At 75.3% G+C, this 16,858-nt stretch carries 11 protein-coding genes; 1 reads left to right on the top strand and 10 read right to left on the bottom strand.

The window, feature by feature from the left end; all coding sequences use genetic code 11:
* Positions 1-32 precede the first annotated feature (32 nt).
* From IF61_RS0123905 to IF61_RS0123895, 3 genes are all read right to left on the bottom strand, one after another.
* Positions 33-584 carry a TerD family protein gene (locus IF61_RS0123905; protein WP_030368571.1) on the bottom strand — a complete coding sequence of 184 codons (552 nt, stop codon included), beginning with the start codon at positions 582-584 and terminating at the stop codon, positions 33-35.
* Between the two features lie 92 nt (positions 585-676).
* Positions 677-2,998 (bottom strand): MMPL family transporter, encoded by a 2,322-nt coding sequence (locus tag IF61_RS0123900; protein WP_052392968.1) that lies wholly within the window; start codon positions 2,996-2,998, stop codon positions 677-679.
* Entirely contained in the window at positions 2,992-10,575 is a 7,584-nt protein-coding gene (locus IF61_RS0123895; RefSeq protein WP_043190412.1) for a type I polyketide synthase, read from the bottom strand. The genes IF61_RS0123900 and IF61_RS0123895 overlap by 7 nt, the downstream gene beginning before the upstream one ends.
* A gap of 205 nt (positions 10,576-10,780) precedes the next feature.
* Here IF61_RS0123895 and IF61_RS0123890 point away from each other — a divergent pair, with 205 nt between their 5' ends.
* A complete protein-coding gene (locus IF61_RS0123890; RefSeq protein ID WP_030368568.1) occupies positions 10,781-11,176 on the top strand; it encodes a rodlin in 396 nt (131 codons plus the stop codon).
* A gap of 7 nt (positions 11,177-11,183) precedes the next feature.
* Here the strand turns inward: IF61_RS0123890 and IF61_RS0123885 are convergent, their stop codons facing one another.
* From IF61_RS0123885 to IF61_RS35980, 7 genes are all read right to left on the bottom strand, one after another.
* Positions 11,184-11,558, bottom strand: coding sequence for a hypothetical protein (locus IF61_RS0123885; protein WP_030368567.1), 375 nt, complete (start codon positions 11,556-11,558; stop codon positions 11,184-11,186).
* Complete coding sequence (locus IF61_RS32595) at positions 11,555-12,040, bottom strand: roadblock/LC7 domain-containing protein (protein ID WP_052392967.1); 486 nt, start codon at positions 12,038-12,040, stop codon at positions 11,555-11,557. Before IF61_RS32595 ends, IF61_RS0123885 begins: the two co-directional genes overlap by 4 nt.
* Before the next feature lie 44 nt (positions 12,041-12,084).
* Positions 12,085-12,900 (bottom strand): transcriptional regulator, encoded by an 816-nt coding sequence (locus IF61_RS0123875; protein WP_245684590.1) that lies wholly within the window; start codon positions 12,898-12,900, stop codon positions 12,085-12,087.
* Positions 12,897-13,280, bottom strand: coding sequence for a hypothetical protein (locus tag IF61_RS0123870; protein ID WP_030368564.1), 384 nt, complete (start codon positions 13,278-13,280; stop codon positions 12,897-12,899). Before IF61_RS0123870 ends, IF61_RS0123875 begins: the two co-directional genes overlap by 4 nt.
* 229 nt (positions 13,281-13,509) lie before the next feature.
* Positions 13,510-15,123: a M4 family metallopeptidase gene (locus IF61_RS0123865; protein ID WP_030368563.1), complete on the bottom strand. Its 1,614-nt coding sequence runs from the start codon at positions 15,121-15,123 to the stop codon at positions 13,510-13,512.
* A 229-nt stretch (positions 15,124-15,352) separates the two neighbouring features.
* Entirely contained in the window at positions 15,353-15,583 is a 231-nt protein-coding gene (gene iscX, locus IF61_RS0123860) for a Fe-S cluster assembly protein IscX (protein ID WP_052392966.1), read from the bottom strand.
* A complete protein-coding gene (locus tag IF61_RS35980; RefSeq protein ID WP_030368561.1) occupies positions 15,570-16,853 on the bottom strand; it encodes an MFS transporter in 1,284 nt (427 codons plus the stop codon). Before IF61_RS35980 ends, iscX begins: the two co-directional genes overlap by 14 nt.
* Between the last annotated feature and the right edge of the window lie 5 nt (positions 16,854-16,858).

Raw genomic sequence — 16,858 nt, 5'->3', positions numbered from 1 at the left:
GCAGGACTCCTGGATCCGGGCAGAACCCAGGGTCACGCGCCGCCCATCACCGCGGCGAACGTCCCCGGATCCGCGTCGAACCCCCGGACGGCGCGGTGGCACTCCCACACGCCCCTGCTGTCGCGCACGAACTCCACCACCGTCGCCGCCGTGGCCCCGGCGACACCGGCGAAGTCGTCCACGACCAGCTCGGTGTACCCCTCCACGACCCGCACCCCGGTGTTCGGCACGTCCCCGAAGGTCTTGTGCCCGCCGTTCTGCTGGATGGCCACCCCCACGACGACGCGGACGTACGAGGACGAGAGCCGGTCGAGCTCCAGCGTCATCACCTCGTCGGCGCCGAAGCCCTCGCCGGTGCGGCTGTCGCGGTTGAGGTTGATGGTGCCGTCGGGCGACAGCCGGCGGTCGAAGTGCACGAGATAGGCGGCCTTTCCGCGCGGATCCTCCGCGCTGTAGGTCCCGGCGATGATGTCGAGGTCGTTGTCGGGCATGCCCCGTGGGCTCGGATCCCACTTCAGCGACACCTGCACCTTGCCCAGCCCCTTGCTGAGGCTGCCGCTCGTCTCCTTGTTGAGTCCGCTCACCGGACGTCCCCTCCCGTTCCTTCGTCCTCGTGCCCCTCCACCTTGCCGCCGGAACGGTCCGTGCCGCTACCCCGGGTGAGGAGGCGCCGCGGTCAGGGGAGTTCGCCGTCGGGGGAGGCGCCGACGGCGCGGACGCCGGAAGGCGACGGCTCCGGCCGTACGGCGCGCGCGCCGCGCCGGGGCAGGGCCGGCAGCCACCAGTTGGCGCGGCCGGCCAGCCGCATCACGGCGGGCACGAGGAGCGGGCGGATCGCCACCGTGTCCAGGACGACCGACAGGGCGGTCGTGACGGCGAGGAGCTTCACGAGGGCGACCTCGGCCGTGGCCAGGGCGAGCAGGACGACCAGGACGAGGGCGGCGGAGGCGGTGAACAGCGGGCCCGCCGCCTGGAGACCCGCGGCCGTGGCCCGTACGGTGTCGCCGGTGCGGGCGTGGGCCTCGCTGATCCGGGCCAGCAGCAGGATCTCGTAGTCCAGGGACAGCCCGAAGGCGAGGCAGAACGTGATCACGGGTACGACGACGCTGATCGTGCCCGTGGTGGTGAAGTCGCCGACCAGCCACTTCAGGTGGCCCTGCTGGAAGACGAACACCATGGCGCCGAACGTCGCCGTCAGGCTGAGGAGGTTGACCACGAGCGCCTTCAGTGGCAGGAACACGCTCCGGGTGAACGCGAGGAGCAGCAGGAACGTGGCGGCGGCCATCGCTCCGAGGGCCCACGGCAGCCGCTGCGCGAGCACGTCGCGGGCGTCCTGGAACTGTGCCGTCGGCCCCCCGGCGAGCACCGGGGCGGGTGCCCGGGCCGCCTTCAGCCGGTCGACGAGCGCGGCGGACTCCGGGGCGTAGGGGCCGGTCGAGCCGCTGACCGCGAGCCAGGTGCCGGCGGGCGAGGTGAAGGTGCGCAAGGCCGGGCAGCCCGGCAGGGCGCCGGGCGCGGGGGCCGCCTCGGCCGCGCAGGCGAGCGGGATGTCCTGTCCCCGGACGTACGAGCCGGTCGCGGTCCGCACGGCCAGGACGCCCGGGAGGTCCGACAGCCGCCGGGCGTACGCGTCGAGCTCCGTGACCCGGCCGCGGCCGTCGGGCCGCCATCCCGGCAGGACCACCTCGACGGGGTTGCGCAGTTGCGGGAAGCCGTCGCGCAGCTCCTGGGTGGCCAGGACCTCGGGGGCGCCGCGGGGCAGCACCCGGTCGTCGCTGAAGCCGAAGGCGACCTGGCGGAAGGGGAGCGCGAGGACGAGCAGGGCCCCGGTGGTGACGGCCGTGACCAGGAGCGGACGGCGCATCACCCGCAGGGCCAGCCGCCGCCAGCCGTTCCGTGCCCGGCCGGGCGGGCGGCGCCACCGCGCGAACAGGTCGCCCCGGCCGATCGCCCGGGGGAAGCAGGACAGCGCGGCCGGGACGAGCAGCAGGGCCGCGGCGGCCGCGAGCAGCACCACACTGGCCCCGGCGCAGGCCATCGAGCGCAGGATGTACAGCGGGAACAGCAGGAGGCCGAGCAGGCAGAGCGCCACGGCCGCGGCCGAGACGACCACGATCCGCCCGGCCGTGCGGACCGCGGCCCGCACGGCCTCCTCCGGGGGCCGCCCCGCGGCGATCTCCTCGCGGTAGCGCGCCACCAGATAGAGGCTGTAGTCGATGGCGAGCGCGAGACCCACCGCGGCCGTGATGTTCAGCGCGAACGTCGACACCTCCGTCACGGCGGTCAGGACGCGCAGCACGGCCAGCGTGCCGGCCACCGCGACCGCGCCCACGGCGAGCGGCAGGCAGGCCGCGGCGGCGCTCCCGAAGACGAACAGCAGGAGCAGCAAGGTGGCGGGGACGGCGAGGAGTTCGGTCCGCAGCAGGTCGCGTTCGCTGTAGTGCTCCAGCGCCCGGTCGAGGACGGCGTGCCCGGTGACCTGCACCCGCAGGGGAGGGCGGGGTGCGGTGGCGGCCGGCAGCAGGTGCTCGACGGCCGCCCGTGTGCTCCGCCCGCCGCCCTCCAGGCGCACCGACACGAGCGCGGTGCGGGCGTCGGCCGAGCGCAGCGCGACGTCGTCCACACTGCTGCCGCCGGCTCCTGGCGTACGGCACGCGCCGCGCGTGACGGGCCCGGTCCAGTAGGAGTCCACGCCGGTGACCCCGGGCTCGCGGCACAGGCGGCCGACGAGGGCGAGGCCCGCCGCGCGGGCGCCGGGCGCGTCGACCGAGTCCGGGGCGCGGGCCAGCAGGACGACGTCGGGCGCGCCCGCGTGGAACCGGCCGGTCAGCAGGGCCTCGGCGCGGGCCGAGGGCGAGCCGGGCGCCGTCCAGCCGCCGCCCGCCAGCCGGGCCGCGACTCCTTGGCCGAGCAGCCCGCAGGCCACGGCGGCCAGCGCGGCCAGGACGAGGACCGTGCGGCACCGGCGCGCGGCGAAGCGGGCCAGGGACGTCAGCACGGCGGTGCCTGTTCCGCCGGGTCCGCGGCGGGACCGGGCTGCGCGGGGACCTCCGGGAGGGACGTGGCAGGACCGGCCGCCGGGGGCTGCGGGCCGGCGGCGCCCGCGCCGGGGCCCAGCCGCAGGTGGACGACGCGCGCGATGTCGGCGGCCGTGCCGCCGCCGCGCATCAGCTCCATGGGCGGCACCCGGACGTCGAAGCGCCGGTGCAGCGTGGCGAGGAACTCGGCGGCCATGAGGGAGTCCACGCCGTACTCCTCGATGCGCCGGCCCGGGTCGATCCGCGCCGGGTCGAGGTGGAGGACGTCGGCGAGGATCCGCACCAGCTGGCCGGTGATCGTGCGCAGCGCGTCCGCGGGCGGCATCGCCGCCAGGGCCTGGACGATCTCCGCATGAGTGCGGCCCGTCTCCTCGTCGGGCTCGGGCACGAGCTGCTCGTACCGGGGCGTGGCGAGCGCCGGCAGACAGGCGCGCAGCCGCGCCCAGTTGTACCGGCCCACGCCCGCGACCTCCGTGCCGTCGCTCAGCAGCACGCCGGCCGCGTCGAACACCTCGCGCGGGGAGAGCGCCTCCAGGCCGCCGCTCTCCATGGCGGGGGCGAGGCCGTGGCGGGCCACGTAGCCGGTGCCGCCGAGGGCCCCCCAGCCCACGGCCAGGCCCGGCTCGCCGTCCCGCCGGCGCCGGCGGACCAGCGCTTCGAGGAACAGGTTGCCCGCGGCGTAGGGGGCCTGGGTGACCTGCCCGACGCGTGCGGCGACGGAGGAGAACACCAGGAACAGCTCCAGGTCCTCCCGGCCGCGCGTGAGCGCGTCGAGCACGGCACCGCCGGCGGCCTTGGGGGCCAGGACGGCACGGAAGCGGTCGTCGGTGAGCTCGTCCAGCGGGGCGTCGTCGAGGTGCATCGCGCAGTGCACCACGCCGCGCAGCCGGTGCCCGCCCGCGTCGATCTCTTCCACGACCCGCCGCATGGACGGCAGGTCGGCGACGTCCGCCGCGTGGGGCGCGGCGTGCACGCCGCGCTGTTCCAGCTCCGCGAGCAGCGCCTCGCAGCCCGGGGTCCGCGCCCCCCTGCGCCCGACGAGGGCCAGCCGGCGCGCGCCGTGGTCGGCGAGCCAGTGCGCGGTGGCCGCGCCGTAGCCGCCGAGGCCTCCGGTGACGAGGTACGTGGCGTCGGGGTCGAAGCGCGGGGCACGGGGCCGGGGTTCGACCAGGACGGGCTCGTCGAGCGGGTCGAAGGAGACGACGACCTTGCCGGTGTGCCGGGAGTGCTGGAGGAGCCGGAAGGCGTCCTCGGCGCGGGCGGCGGGGAAGGCCGTGTGCGGCAGCGGCCGGTAGTCCCCCGCCCGGATGCGCTCCCCGACCTCGGCGAACAGCCGGGCCGCCCGCTGCGGGTCGGCCAGCAGGGCGAGGAGATTGACGCCGAAGAACGCGAGGTCGCGCTCGAAGGGGCGCAGCAGCAGCCGGTTGTTCTCCAGGATGTCGCGCTTGCCGAGCTCGACGAAGCGGCCGCCCGGCCGGAGCAGCTCCAGGCTGCGGGAGACGGCCTCGCCCGCGAGGGAGTTGAGGACGACGTCGACGCCGCGCCCGCCGGTGAGCTCTCGCACCCGGGACGCGAAGGCGAGGCTGCGCGAGTCCAGGACGTGCTCGACGCCCAGGGCGCGCAGCAGGTCGCGTTTGGCGGGGCTGCCGGCGGTGGCGATGACCTGTGCCCCCCGCAGGCGCGCGTACTGCAGCGCCGCGAGGCCCACGCCCCCCGCTCCGCCGTGCACGAGCACGGTCTCCCCGGCCGACAGCCCGGCCTGCCACCCCAGGCCGTAGTGGACGGTCAGGAACACCGCGGGCAGGGTGGCCGCCTCGGCGAAGCCCATCGTGCCGGGCATCCGGGCCACGGCGTCCGCGGCGGTGACCACGTGCGAGGCCAGGCAGCCCGAGCCGCTGGCGAACACCCGCTCGCCCACGGCGAATCCCCTGACGCCCGGTCCGACGGCCGCGACCGTCCCCGCGCACTCCAGCCCGTACACCGCCTCGAAGCGCCCGTCGGCGGAGTCCTCGCCGGCCATGGCCCCGGTGGCCAGGACCACGTCGCGGTAGTTCAGCCCCGCCGCCCGCACGGCGACCAGGACCTGCCCGGGGCCCGGTGCCGGCCGCTGCGCCTCCACCCAGGCCGGCCGGAAGGACAGCCCCGGTTCGCGGACCTCCAGGGCGAACGCGCCGACCGCGGAGGAGGGCACGAGGGGCCGGGGGAAGTCCCGGTCGCGCGGGACGAACCGGCCGCCGCAGCGCGTCAGGACGACCTCGGTCTCCTCCGACGGGGCGAGGAGCTCCCGGGCGAGGCGGTCGGCGTCGGCCGCGTTGTCACCGCTGCGCTCCAGGGACACCCGGCGCGTCGTCAGCGCCGCCTGCTCGTTGCCCAGGCACTGCGCCACGCCCCACGCGGCGGCATCGGCAGGACTAAGGAGATCGGCCCCGGGGGATACGGGCTCCGGCAGGGCCCCGCAGGGCCGCGTCACGAGCCACAGCGAGACGCTCCCGCCGCCCGTCAGCCGCCCGCACGCCACGGCCAGGGCGCGCAGCACGGCGCTGCGGCGTGTCGTCCGTTCCACCACGTCGCCGGTGCCGGCAGGGGCGAGTACCAGCACGATCACCGTCTCCCGGGACAGCAGCGCGGCCCACGCGGCGGGTTCCTCACCGGCGACGGTGGTGTGCACCTCCGCGGCGTCGGCCGCGTGCAGCAGGCCCGCCGTAGCCCCCACCAGCCCGTTCTCCTCCGGGGTCTCGGCCGCCAGGACCCAGTCGGTGCCGATGCCCGCCGCGGGCAGCGCCGGGGCCCGCACCGGCAGGTCGGCGCGGGCGGCCAGGAGCACCGAGAAGTCCTCCCGGGCCGGCTCGGCGTCGTCACCGGTCCGCACGGCGCCCGTGAAGCCGCACCGTTCCAGCAGCGCGGTCCACTCCTCGCGGCCGAGCAGCGGGGAGCGGGGCCGCAGCCCGGTGTCCGTGCGGTTCCAGAAGCTCTCCAGCGTGCCGAAGAACGGCAGCAGGAGCAGCGGGTCGTGGCTCTCCAGCACCAGCAGCCGGCCGCCCGGGGCGGTCAGCGACGCCACCCGGTGCACGGCCGCCTCCAGATCCCGGCTCGCGTGCAGGGAGTTCGCCGCGACCACCAGGTCGAAACCGCCGGCGGGCAGGTCCTGTCCCGCCGGGTCGGCGTCGGCGTCGAAGGTGCGGTAGTCCACGAAGTCGTACGGGGCGAAGCGCTGCCGGGCCCGCGCGAAGAACGACGGCGACACGTCCGTGAAGACGTAGCGGGTGCGGTCGGCCGGCAGCAGCGGCAGCAGGGCCGCGGTGAAACCGCCGGTTCCCGCGCCGACCTCCAGCACCCGCAGCGGCCTGTCGGCCGGCAGCGCGGCCACGATCTCCTGCACCAGCGCCTGCGCGACGCGGTTGTGGAAGCGCAGCACCGGCGCCACGTCGTAGAACCGTTCCAGGGGCGAGGCGGCGCCCTCGGCCCCCAGCAGGTCCAGCGGGTCGCGCGCCCCTCTCAGGACCTCGCCGAGGTGCAGGAACTGGCGTACGAGCAGGCTCAGTTCGGTGGAGTACGCGGGCTGCTCCCGCAGCGCCTCGCGCAGCATGCCGATCGCGCACCGGGGCTCTTCCTGCCGCAGCCAGCGGCCGTCCGGCTCCTGCCGCGCCAGCCCGTACTCCGTCATCGCGGCCAGCATCAGCTCCATCGCCTGCCGGTGCCTCGGCAGCATCCCGCCCGCGACCAGGTCGCCCACCGTGAACGAGCCGGACCCCTCCGGCAGGAGACCGCCGAGCGCGGCGGCGTAGGCGTGGGCCGCCGCCTCCTGCACCCCGGCGGCGAAGCGCGGGTAGCCGGCCGAGCGCCAGTCGCGGCGCAGGGCCAGGATCCGGCCCGCCGCCCGCTCGGCGAGCTGCCGCGGCGCCGGCCCGGGAAGGGGCTCCTGCGGGCCGCCGGGCCGCGGGGCGGCGCGCAGCACCGTCTCCTGGCGGGTCACCGGCGTGCGCCGCACCCCGGCCAGGCGCCGCATGCGGCACCCCCGGAGCTCCACGGCGACCGTGCCGTCCGTGTCGGTGAGGGCGATGTCCCAGCACACCTCCGTCGCCGTCCGGCCGCGCTCGCGCACATGGACCGCGCCCTCGGCCGCCGGAGCGCGCCAGACGCGGACCGCGTCCATCGCCGCCGGCAGGTACGTGTGCCCCGCGAGGATCTCGTCGTCCAGCAGCGGCGCTCCGGCCTGCACCGCCCCGTCGAGCAGGGCCGGGCTGAGCTCCAGCCCCTCCAGGGGGCCGTGGTCGCCGTAGGCCGCGACGACCTCGCCCTCGCCCACCCACAGCTCCGTCAGCACCCGGAACGACGGCCCGTAGCCGAGCCCGGCCTCACCGACCCGCTGGTAGTGCTCCTCACCGCTCACCCGGCGGCCGCAGCGGGCCCGCGCACCGGCCAGGTCCGCCGGCGCCGGGGGCCGGCCCCACCGGGCCCGCACACGCCCGCGCGCGTGCCGGCTCTGCCCCGTGGTCTGGTCGTCCGTGCTGCTGATCAGCACCACCCCGTCCTCGGGGTCGAACGACACCTGCGTGTGCACCGTGCCCGGCTCCCCCCACGGTACGAACAGCGGGCGCACGAACTCCAGGTGGTCGGCCTCCACCGCGGTGTCCAGCACCCGGCGGCCCGCCGCCAGCGCCATCTCCACGTACGCCGTAGCGGGCATCACCACGGACCCGCCGAGCCGGTGGTCGGCGGCCCACGGCAGCCGGGCCGGCTCGACCGCGCCGTGCCACACGGGCAGCGGGGCCGGCATGCGCTCACCCAGCAGCGGGTGCTCCGTGCGGCCGTCCCCGCTGCTGCGCACCCACGACTCCGGCCCGCCGCTCCAGTGCCGTTCGCGCTGCCAGGGGTAGGCCGGCAGGGACGCCACCCTGCCCGGACGCGGGAAGAGCGCGTCCCAGTCGGCCCGGGCCCCGGCCGCGAGCAGTCCGGCCACCGCGGTGCGCATCGCCCGCACGCCGTCGTCGCCCTTGCGCAGCGTACGTGCCACCGCCCGCGGCCCGGGTGCCGGATGACCGGCGGTGATGCGGCGCAGGTAGCTTTGCAGGACCGGCTGCGGGCCGATCTCCAGGAAGATGTCGGCGCCCTGCTCCAGGGCCCCCTCGACGGCGTCGGAGAACAGCACCGGCTCGCGGACGTTGCGCCACCAGTAGTCCGCGTCCAGCTCGGGCCCCTCCAGCGGCTTGCCCGTGACGGTGGACAGCAGCGGCACCAGCACGGGGGAGGGGCTCAGCCCGTCGAGGGCGGCGTGCAGAGGAGCGCGCAGCGGGTCCATGGCCGCGCTGTGGAACGCGTGGTCCAGGTCGAGCTCCGCGCACACCACGCCCCGCCCCGCCAGGTCGCCCAGCAGCCGGTACAACTGCTTCTGCGGCCCCGCGACCGTCACGTCCCGGCGGGAGTTGACCCCCGCCACCTCCAGCCCCGGATACCCGGCCAGCAACTCCCCGGCCTGCTCGCGGGACATGCCCACGGCCGCCATCCGCCCACAGCCCGCCAGCGGCGCCTGCGCACGGCTGCGCTCGGCGATCACCCAGGCCGCCTCGGCGAGCCCGAGCGCCCCGGCCGCGTGCGCGGCCGCCACCTCGCCGACGCTGTGGCCCAGCACGGCCGACGGCGTGATGCCGTGGGCGCGGAGCACGGCCACCAGACCGGTCTGCAGCGCGAACAGCAGCGGCTGGGCCACTTCCGTGGCCCGCAGGCGCTCGGGCGACGCCTCGGCGAGCTCCTTGACCACCGACCACCCCACGTGCGGCGCGAGCTCCTCGTCCACGGCCTCGACCGCCGACCGGAAGACGGGATCCGCCAGCAGGTCGGCCCCCATGCCCGCCCACTGGGCCCCGTTGCCGCAGAAAGCGAACGCGATCCGGCCGTGCCGGACCGCCTCCCCGGTGACGGCTTCCACGGCCGGCACCGCCGCCGGTGACTGAGGGGGCAGCGCGGCGCGCGGGGCGAGCCGCGCCAGCGCCTGCGCGGCCTCCCGCGGGCCGCCCGCCAGCACCGCCGCGCGCAACGGGTGCATCCCGCGGCGCGCGCAACTGGTGTGCGCGAGATCGTAGAAGTCGTCCGGCCTCGCCCGCGCCAGCTGCTCCGCGGCCCGCGCCGCCGCCTGCGCCAGCGCCTCGGGCGTCCGCGCGGAGACCAGGAACGGCAGCGTCCGCGCACGGGTCCCCGCCCGCCGGGCGCGCGGCGGGGGCGGCGGCGCGGCCGCGACCACCGCGTGGGCGTTCGTGCCCCCGAACCCGAACGAGTTGACGCCCACCACCGGCCGCCCCGCGTCGCCGTCGACCGGCCGCGCCTCCGTGGCCGGAGCCAGCCCCAGGCCCGCGAAGTCGATGGCAGGACTGAGCGGCAGGGCGTGCAGCGTGGCCGGGATCCTGCGGTGCCGCAGCACCAGGAGCGCCTTGAACAGCCCGGCCATCCCCGAAGCCGGCTCCAGGTGACCCAGGTTGGACTTGACCGACCCCACCGGCAGCGCCCCCCGCCGGCGCCGCGTCCCCAGCGCCCGGCCGACGGCCTCGCACTCGGCCGGGTCCCCGGCGGAGGTCCCGGTCCCGTGCGCCTCCAGGTAGACCACCTCGTCGGGGTCCACGCCCGCCTGCGCGTACACCGACGTCAACAGGGCTTCCTGGGCCTGCGGGTTCGGCAGCGAAAGCCCCGCCGTCCGGCCGTCGCTGCCCACCGCCGTCGCCAGGATCACCCCGTGGATCCGGTCCCCGTCGGCCAGGGCGTCCCGCAGCAGCTTCAGGACCACGACCCCGCCGCCCTCCGCCCGCACGTAGCCGTCGGCCGCCGCCGAGAACGCCGCGCACCTCCCGCGCGGCGACAGCATCGACGCCTGGGAGAACCCGACGAACGGGTAAGGGCTGAGCAGGACGTTGACGCCCGCCGACACGGCCGTGCGGCTGGTGCCCTCGCGCAGCGTGCGGCAGGCCCGGTCCAGCGCCACCAGCGCCGAGGAGCACGCGGTGTCGACGGCCATGCTCGGGCCGCGCAGGTCGAAGGCGTACGAGACCCGGTTCGCCGCGATCGACGCCGCGCCGCCCGCCATGGTGTAGGCGTCGACGCCCTCGATCCGCAGCATCTGCTGCGCGCCGTAGGAGGTGTCGGAGATCCCCACGAACACGGCGGTGTCCGAACCGGCCAGCGCCGCCGGGTCGATCGCGGCGTCGTCGAGGGCCTCGGCCGTCAGCTCCAGCAACAGCCGCTGCTGGGGGTCCATCTGCGCCGCTTCCCTGGGCGAGATGCCGAAGTAGCCGGCGTCGAAGCCCGCGATGTCGTCCAGGAACCCGCCCGCCGCCGTACGGCTCTTGCCGGGGCGCGGCGCCGACGGGTCCACGAAGCGGGCCGTCTCGAACCGGTCCTCCGGCACCCGCGTGATCAGGTCCCGGCCCTGCTCCAGGGCCTCCCACAGCGCCGCCAGGTCGCCGATGCCGCCGGGCAGCCGGCAGGCCGCCCCGACGACGGCCACGGCCCGGTCGTTCTCCGCCGAGTCCTCTGAGCCCTCCGGATGCACGCGTACGACCTTTCCTGGCGGACCGGGTTCCTGGGGCGAACCCGCACGGTTGGTGACGCACCGCATCTTGTCGGTGACGCATGGTGCGTGCAAGCGGCCCGCCGGGCCGAGGTCGAATGGGTGACAAGCCGGAACATTTACGGCATCGGGGAGTTAGTCACTGCGCGTTCCCCAGGGAACCGCGGACCCATGGAAAGGTACTGGAGTGCTCAAGAAGGTGATGGCCGCAACGGCCTTGACGGCCTCCGCCGCCGGCGTGATCGCCGGTCCCGCCGCGGCCGCCGGCGACGGCCGCGGCGTGGCCAACGCCAACGGTGCGGTGACCAACTCCGGCGCGACGCTCACCGGCGGCCGCATGAGCCCGCAGATGACCGCGGTCCAGGACACGCTCAACGACCTGTGCATCGGCGTCGGCAAGCTCGGCGTGCAGTCGCTCCTGCTGCTCATCAACGTCGGCGTCCAGGACCTTCCGGTGCTCACGTCGCAGGAACAGCAGCAGTGCACCAGAGGATCGGTCACCGGCAACGGCAACAACCCGCTGTCGCACCTCGCGGAGCGCATCTCCCTGCTGGACCACAACGGGAGCGGCAACCACCGTTAGCCGGAGGTCAGACCTCCAGTTCCGTCTCTATCCGCTTCAGCTGGTGGCGCGCCATCGCAAGGTTGGCGCGCCGCGAGTCCAGCACCAGGTAGAGGAAGAGGCCGCTGCCGCCGCGGCCGGTCAGCAGCCGGATCAGGTGGTACTGCCCGCCCAGGGTGATGAGGATGTCCTCGATGGCGTCCTGGATGTTCAGCATCTCCATCGTCCGCAGCTTCGCCCGGACCACGTCCGTGTTGCCCGCCGCGGCCACGTTGAGGTCGAGCGTCTGGGACCCGCCGAGCGTGCCCAGCGCCATGCCGCTGCCGTAGTCGACGAGCGCCACGCCGAGGGCACCCTCGATCGAGCCCATCGCGTCCTTGAGGGCGGTTTCGGTGTTCGTCATGAAGAGGCTCCGTTGTCGTTGTTGTTGCCGGGTCGGTGACCGGGACGTGAGGGCAGGGGCGCCCGGGAGGGCGGAGGCGGGGGCGGGACGGGGGCCCGTTCCCGGCGGTCGGCGGGCCCGCCGGTCAGCGGGGCGATCCGCGCCCCGGCCCGGCGGGCCTCCAGGTTCAGCCGGCCGACGTTGGCGTCGGCCGTGGCCAGGAGCGTGAGCACGCACGAGGGCCCGGCCGCGTACGTCGCGACGTAGCCGTGCTCGCCGCTGACGAGCAGTTCGCGGAAGCCGCCGTGGCCCACGGCGTCCGTCAGCCGCGCGCCGACCCCGAGCGCCGCCGCGGTCAGCGCGGCCACGCCGTCCGGCTCCATGCCGGCGACCAGGTGCGCGATCACCAGCCCGTCCGTGCTGGCCACCATCGCCCCGGTCAGGTGCGGAACCCGGGCCCGTAACCCCTGGAGCTCGGCGAGCACCTCGGGTGCGGCGGTCATCGGCTGTCTCCTTCCGGCGAACGGTCTGAAAGCGCGCCTCACCGTCACAGGGCCTCCAGGGCGTCGCGGATCCGGTAGAGCAGGGAGAGCTCCAAAGCCGCGGGAGGCGGCGGCCCGGGAGCGGCCGGGGCGTCCGCACAGGGCGTGCGGACGAGGCCGGCGGCGGCCAGCCGCCGCACGTCGAAGAGGGTCGCGAAGGCCGAACGCCCGAGGGCCCGCGCGATCTGCACGGGGGTGCGGACGCCGTCGGCGGCCGCCAGCACCGCCCGCCGCCCGCCCGCCCCGGCCGGGCCGGCCCGCTCACCGCCGCAGGTGCGCACCACGGGCGCGGCGTCCACCTCCGGCCGCGGCCAGGCCCGCTCCAGCAGCCGCCGCCTGCGGACGACCTCCCGCCGCAGCAGCGGTACGGGGACGGGGCGGATGGGGCCCAGCCAGTGCCGGGCCTCGCCGAGGAAGCGGTCGGGGGCGCGCTGGGCCGGGTCGAGTGGGGAGAGGACGAAGTAGGCCGCGTCGAACAGGGCGCTCAGGTGGCACAGTTCCAGCTCGCCGCGGCTCAGCCGGCCGCGCTCGACGAGGAGGCTGCCCGCCCGGTAGCCGGGCCCGCCCTCGGCGACCGCCTCCTCCCACGCCTGCGGCGACAGCCGCCCCCGGGCGGTCAGCCGCCGGCCCAGGTCGGGCACGGCGGGGCTCTCGGCGTGCACCACGGCGCCGTCGGCGAGGTAGAGCGCGCCGGCGCAGCCGTGCAGGGCGCCGGTGGCCCGCTCGGAGGCGAGCCGGTCCAGAGTGCGTCCGGCCGTCTCCGCCGGGGCGGCGGGGGACGCGGCGGGGGATATCGGGCCGGCCGGGCCGGGGGCCGTCATGCCAGGACCAGCCTCTCCGTGAGGCCCTTGAGCCGGAACAGGGCGACGGCCAGATTCGCCTCGGCGCGGTCCAGCCACAGATAGAGGAAGACGCTGCTGTCGAAGTCCGTCTCCACGAAACGGACGAGGTGGTAGCTGCCGCGCGCGGTGACGATCAGGTCCTCGACGGGGCCGGTCCGCGCCGTGGCCCCGGTGAACGCGCTGTTCTCGAAGGCGAGCCGGGCCAGCTCCGCGGTGTCGGCGGCCGCGCTCTCGTGGTCGCGCCCGGGGCCCTCGCCCGCCTCGCCCAGCGCGAGCCCGCTCGTCCAGTCCACGAGGCTCGCGCCCCGCGCCCCCGGGATGGTCATGGCCTCGGCCAGGCACCCGTCGATACCGGTCACACGATCCTCTCCAGCCCCCCGTGCCCGATTACCAGCGGCGTGTCCGCTGCGACGGAAGGTAATCGAAGACAGAGCTGTGGGGGGAGAGTTTTGGCATTTTCTCTCGGCACATGTGAGGGCCGGTGTATGGCGGGATCCGGACGGTGCGCGGGGGCGGTCCGGGGACGCCGGGGGGCCCGCCCCCTGTGGAGGTGGGGGCGGGCCCGGGAGGGCATCCGGGGATGCCGGTCTACTTGACGTTCACGGCGCTCCAGGCCGCTCCGACCGCCTTGTACTCGGTGCTCGTGGTGCCGTACAGGGCGCCCGCGGCCGACAGCGTCGCGGTGCGCGCGGCCTTGTAGTTGGTGTTGGACGTCATGTACGTGGAGAGGGCCTTGTACCAGATCTTGACGGCCTTGTCCCGGCCGATTCCGGTGACCTTGGAGCCGTCGGCCGTCGGGCTGTCGTACTGCACGCCGTTGATCGTCTTCTTGCCGCTGCCCTCGGACAGCAGGTAGAAGAAGTGGTTGGCGACGCCCGAGGAGTAGTGGACGTCCTTGCCGCCCACGCCGCTGGACCAGTTGTCGGCGGAGTTGCCGTCCTTCGACGGCTTGTCCATGTAGCGCAGCGGCTTGCCGGTGCCGAAGATGTCGATCTTCTCGCCGATGAGGTAGTCGCCGACGTCGGAGGAGTTATTGGCGTAGAACTCCACCGCGGTGCCGAAGATGTCCGACGTGGCCTCGTTGAGGCCGCCCGACTCGCCGCTGTAGACCAGCTTCGCGGTCGCGGCGGTGACGCCGTGGCTCATCTCGTGGCCCGCGACGTCGATGGCCGTGAGCGGCTTGCGGTTGCCCTGCCCGTCGCCGTAGGTCATGCAGAAGCACGAGTCGTTCCAGAACGCGTTGACGTAGCTGTTGCCGTAGTGGGCGCGGGAGTAGGCGCCCTTGCCGTCGTTGCGGATGCCGTTGCGGCCGAGGAAGTTCTTGTAGAAGTCCCAGGTGACGGCCGCGCCGTAGTGCGCGTCGACGCCGGCGGTCTGGCGGCCGCCGCCCCACTTGTCGGTCGCGTTGGTGAAGAGCGTGCCCGTGCCGGACGTGCCCTGGTTGAGGTCGTACGTCTTGTGGCCGCCGCGCGCGCCGTCGTTGAGCTGGTAGCTGCTGCCGCTCTTGGTCGTGGTGAGCGGCACGGTGCCGCTGTACTGGCTGGTGCCGGTGCCCGTCTCGATCGCCTCGTAGCGGTAGAGCTCGGCGCCGGTGGCGGCGTCGGTGACGACGTGCAGCTCGCTCGGCGTGCCGTCGGGCTGGAAGCCCTCGACCACGGTCTCGTAGGCGAGGACGGGTGTGCCGGAGGCGGCCCAGACGACCTTGCGCGGGGTGCCGGCGGAGGGCTGCGCGGTGTGCGCCGAGGAGGCGGCCGACAGCGCGGTCTTCGCCGCGGCCGCCGCGGGCTGCCGCGCGTCGGTCGAGGCGACGGCGACGGTCGCCTCGGTGGCCTTGGTGACGGTGGTGCGGCCGGCCTGGTCCCGGTGGACGACGAGGTCGCCGCCGAGGACCGGGAGGCCGTCGTAGGTGCGTTCGTAGCGGGTGTGGACGGTGCCGTCCGCGTCCTTGATCACGTCACGGACGACCAGCTTCTCCTTGGCGCCGAGGCCGATGCGCCCGGCAGTGGCGCCCGCCTGGTCCTGAGCGGCGCGTATCTCGGAGGCCCGCTGGTCGGGGCTGAGCTGGACCGCCGTGGCGTCCGGGCCGCGCTCGGCCTGGGCACCGGCCACGCCGGTCTGCACGGCGACGGCGCACAGGGCGGCGGAGGCGAGGAGGGCGGTGGTGCGTACGGTGTGGCTGCGGGGGGTGGTGAAGCGTCTCAACTCTGTCTCCTAGCAGGGACGCCGGGCCGCGGCCCGGCGAGGGATCGGACATCCCAGGGCGGACTGCCCGTTGATGCAGGAGTGAATCGAGAGGATGGTGCCAGCTCCCGCCAAAAGTTGACAGGTGCGCAACAAGAATCTGGCGCGGAGTTTTCCGACGATGTCCGGTTCGGAGCTGTCGGTGCCTCCGGTGCCGGAGGTAGGCCGGAGGCACCCGCTCCGGGAAGGGTCAGCCCTTTCTGCCGCTCCCGTTGCTCGTGTCGCCTCCGTCGCATCTGTCGCTCCAGGCGAGTTGTATGGACTCCAGGATGCGTACGTTGTAGCGGGCCGGGTCGTCGCTGAAGCCCTCCAGCCCGATCACCAGGTCCCGGACCTCCGGGAACTCGACGGAGAGCGGCTTGCGGTGCGGGTGCTTCGCGGCGAGTTGCGCCGCTATCTGCTGGATGTCAGTCCATCGCATGGGCCCGAGTGTGTCCTACACCGTTCGAACGGTCCAGAGCGTCGGCGGAGGCGAACGCGGCCTCCCGGGGCGACGCGGCGGCCAGCAGCGCGAGGGCCGACCCGAAGCACAAGAAGAGGATCCAGCCCGGCAGTTCGTCCAGGAACAGCCCGGTCAGCGACGAGCCCAGCGGGGGAGTGGCCATGAACAGCAGCCCGATCGCGCTGTTCGTCCTGCCCTGCAGCCGGGCCGGCGTGCGCAGCAGCCGCGCGACCGTCAGCACGGAACCGGCGACGGCCACGGCCAGCGCGCACCCCGCCAGCAGGACGGCCAGCACCAGCGCGCTCGCCGTCAGCGCCATCGCACCGACGAGCAGCGCGCACAGCACGCCGGTCACGAGCAGCACCCCGGACGGGGAGAGCAGCCTGCCCGCGCGCGGCGCGAGGACCACCCCGGCCATCGCCCCCACCGCCGACATCGCGGTGAGCATCCCGACCGAGCCGCCCGACGCCCCCTCGCGCGCGGCGGTCACCACGATCGCCAGGTACACCCCGTCGAAGACGAAGTTCTGCGCCGAGGCGATCAACGTCAGCCTGCGCAGCACGCGCTCGCCCCACAGGAAGGCGATCCCCGTGGTGAACGACCGCCACCAGCCCTCGCCTCCCGCCCCGTCCGGCAGGTGCGTGCGCGTCCGGGTACGGAGCGCTCGGACGCACGCGGCGGAGACCGCGTAGGACGCGCTGTCCAGCCAGAACGGCCAGCTCGGCGACGCCTCGAACAGCACGCCCCCGACGACCGGCCCGAGCAGGAACGCGAGCTGGCCCCGCACCTGGTTGACGGCCAGCGCGGTGGCCAGCCTGCTCTCCGGCACGACCTCCCGGACCGCCGGCAGCACCGCCGCGTTGAACGGCGCCGCGAGGAAGCCCAGCACGACGCCCGCGGCCAGGAGCACCGGCAGCGCCGCGAAGCCGGCGAGGACCGCGGCGGCCAGGGCCGCGCTCGCCGCCGCCCTGCCGGTCTCGCACACCAGCAGGACCCTGCGGCGGTCGAAGCGGTCGGCGACCGGGCCCGCCGGAAGGCACGCGAGCGCCAGCGCCCCCGTCCAGACCGCCTCCACCAGCCCTACGCGCAGCGGCGAGTGCGTGATCTGCAGGACGAGCAGGGGGAGCGCGACGGCCGAGGCGCCCGAGCCCAGCAGGGAGAGGCCCTGGCCGGCGCACAGGAGCTGGAAGTCCCGGTTCCGGCGGAGGCTGCCGGGCGGGGCCGCGCGCCTGCGGGACCCGTGCTTCACGGCAG

This window comes from Streptomyces roseoverticillatus (assembly GCF_000719265.1).
Classification (GTDB): domain Bacteria; phylum Actinomycetota; class Actinomycetes; order Streptomycetales; family Streptomycetaceae; genus Streptomyces; species Streptomyces roseoverticillatus.
Note: the sequence above shows the minus strand (reverse complement) of the source record. Positions and strands in the feature narration are given on the sequence as shown.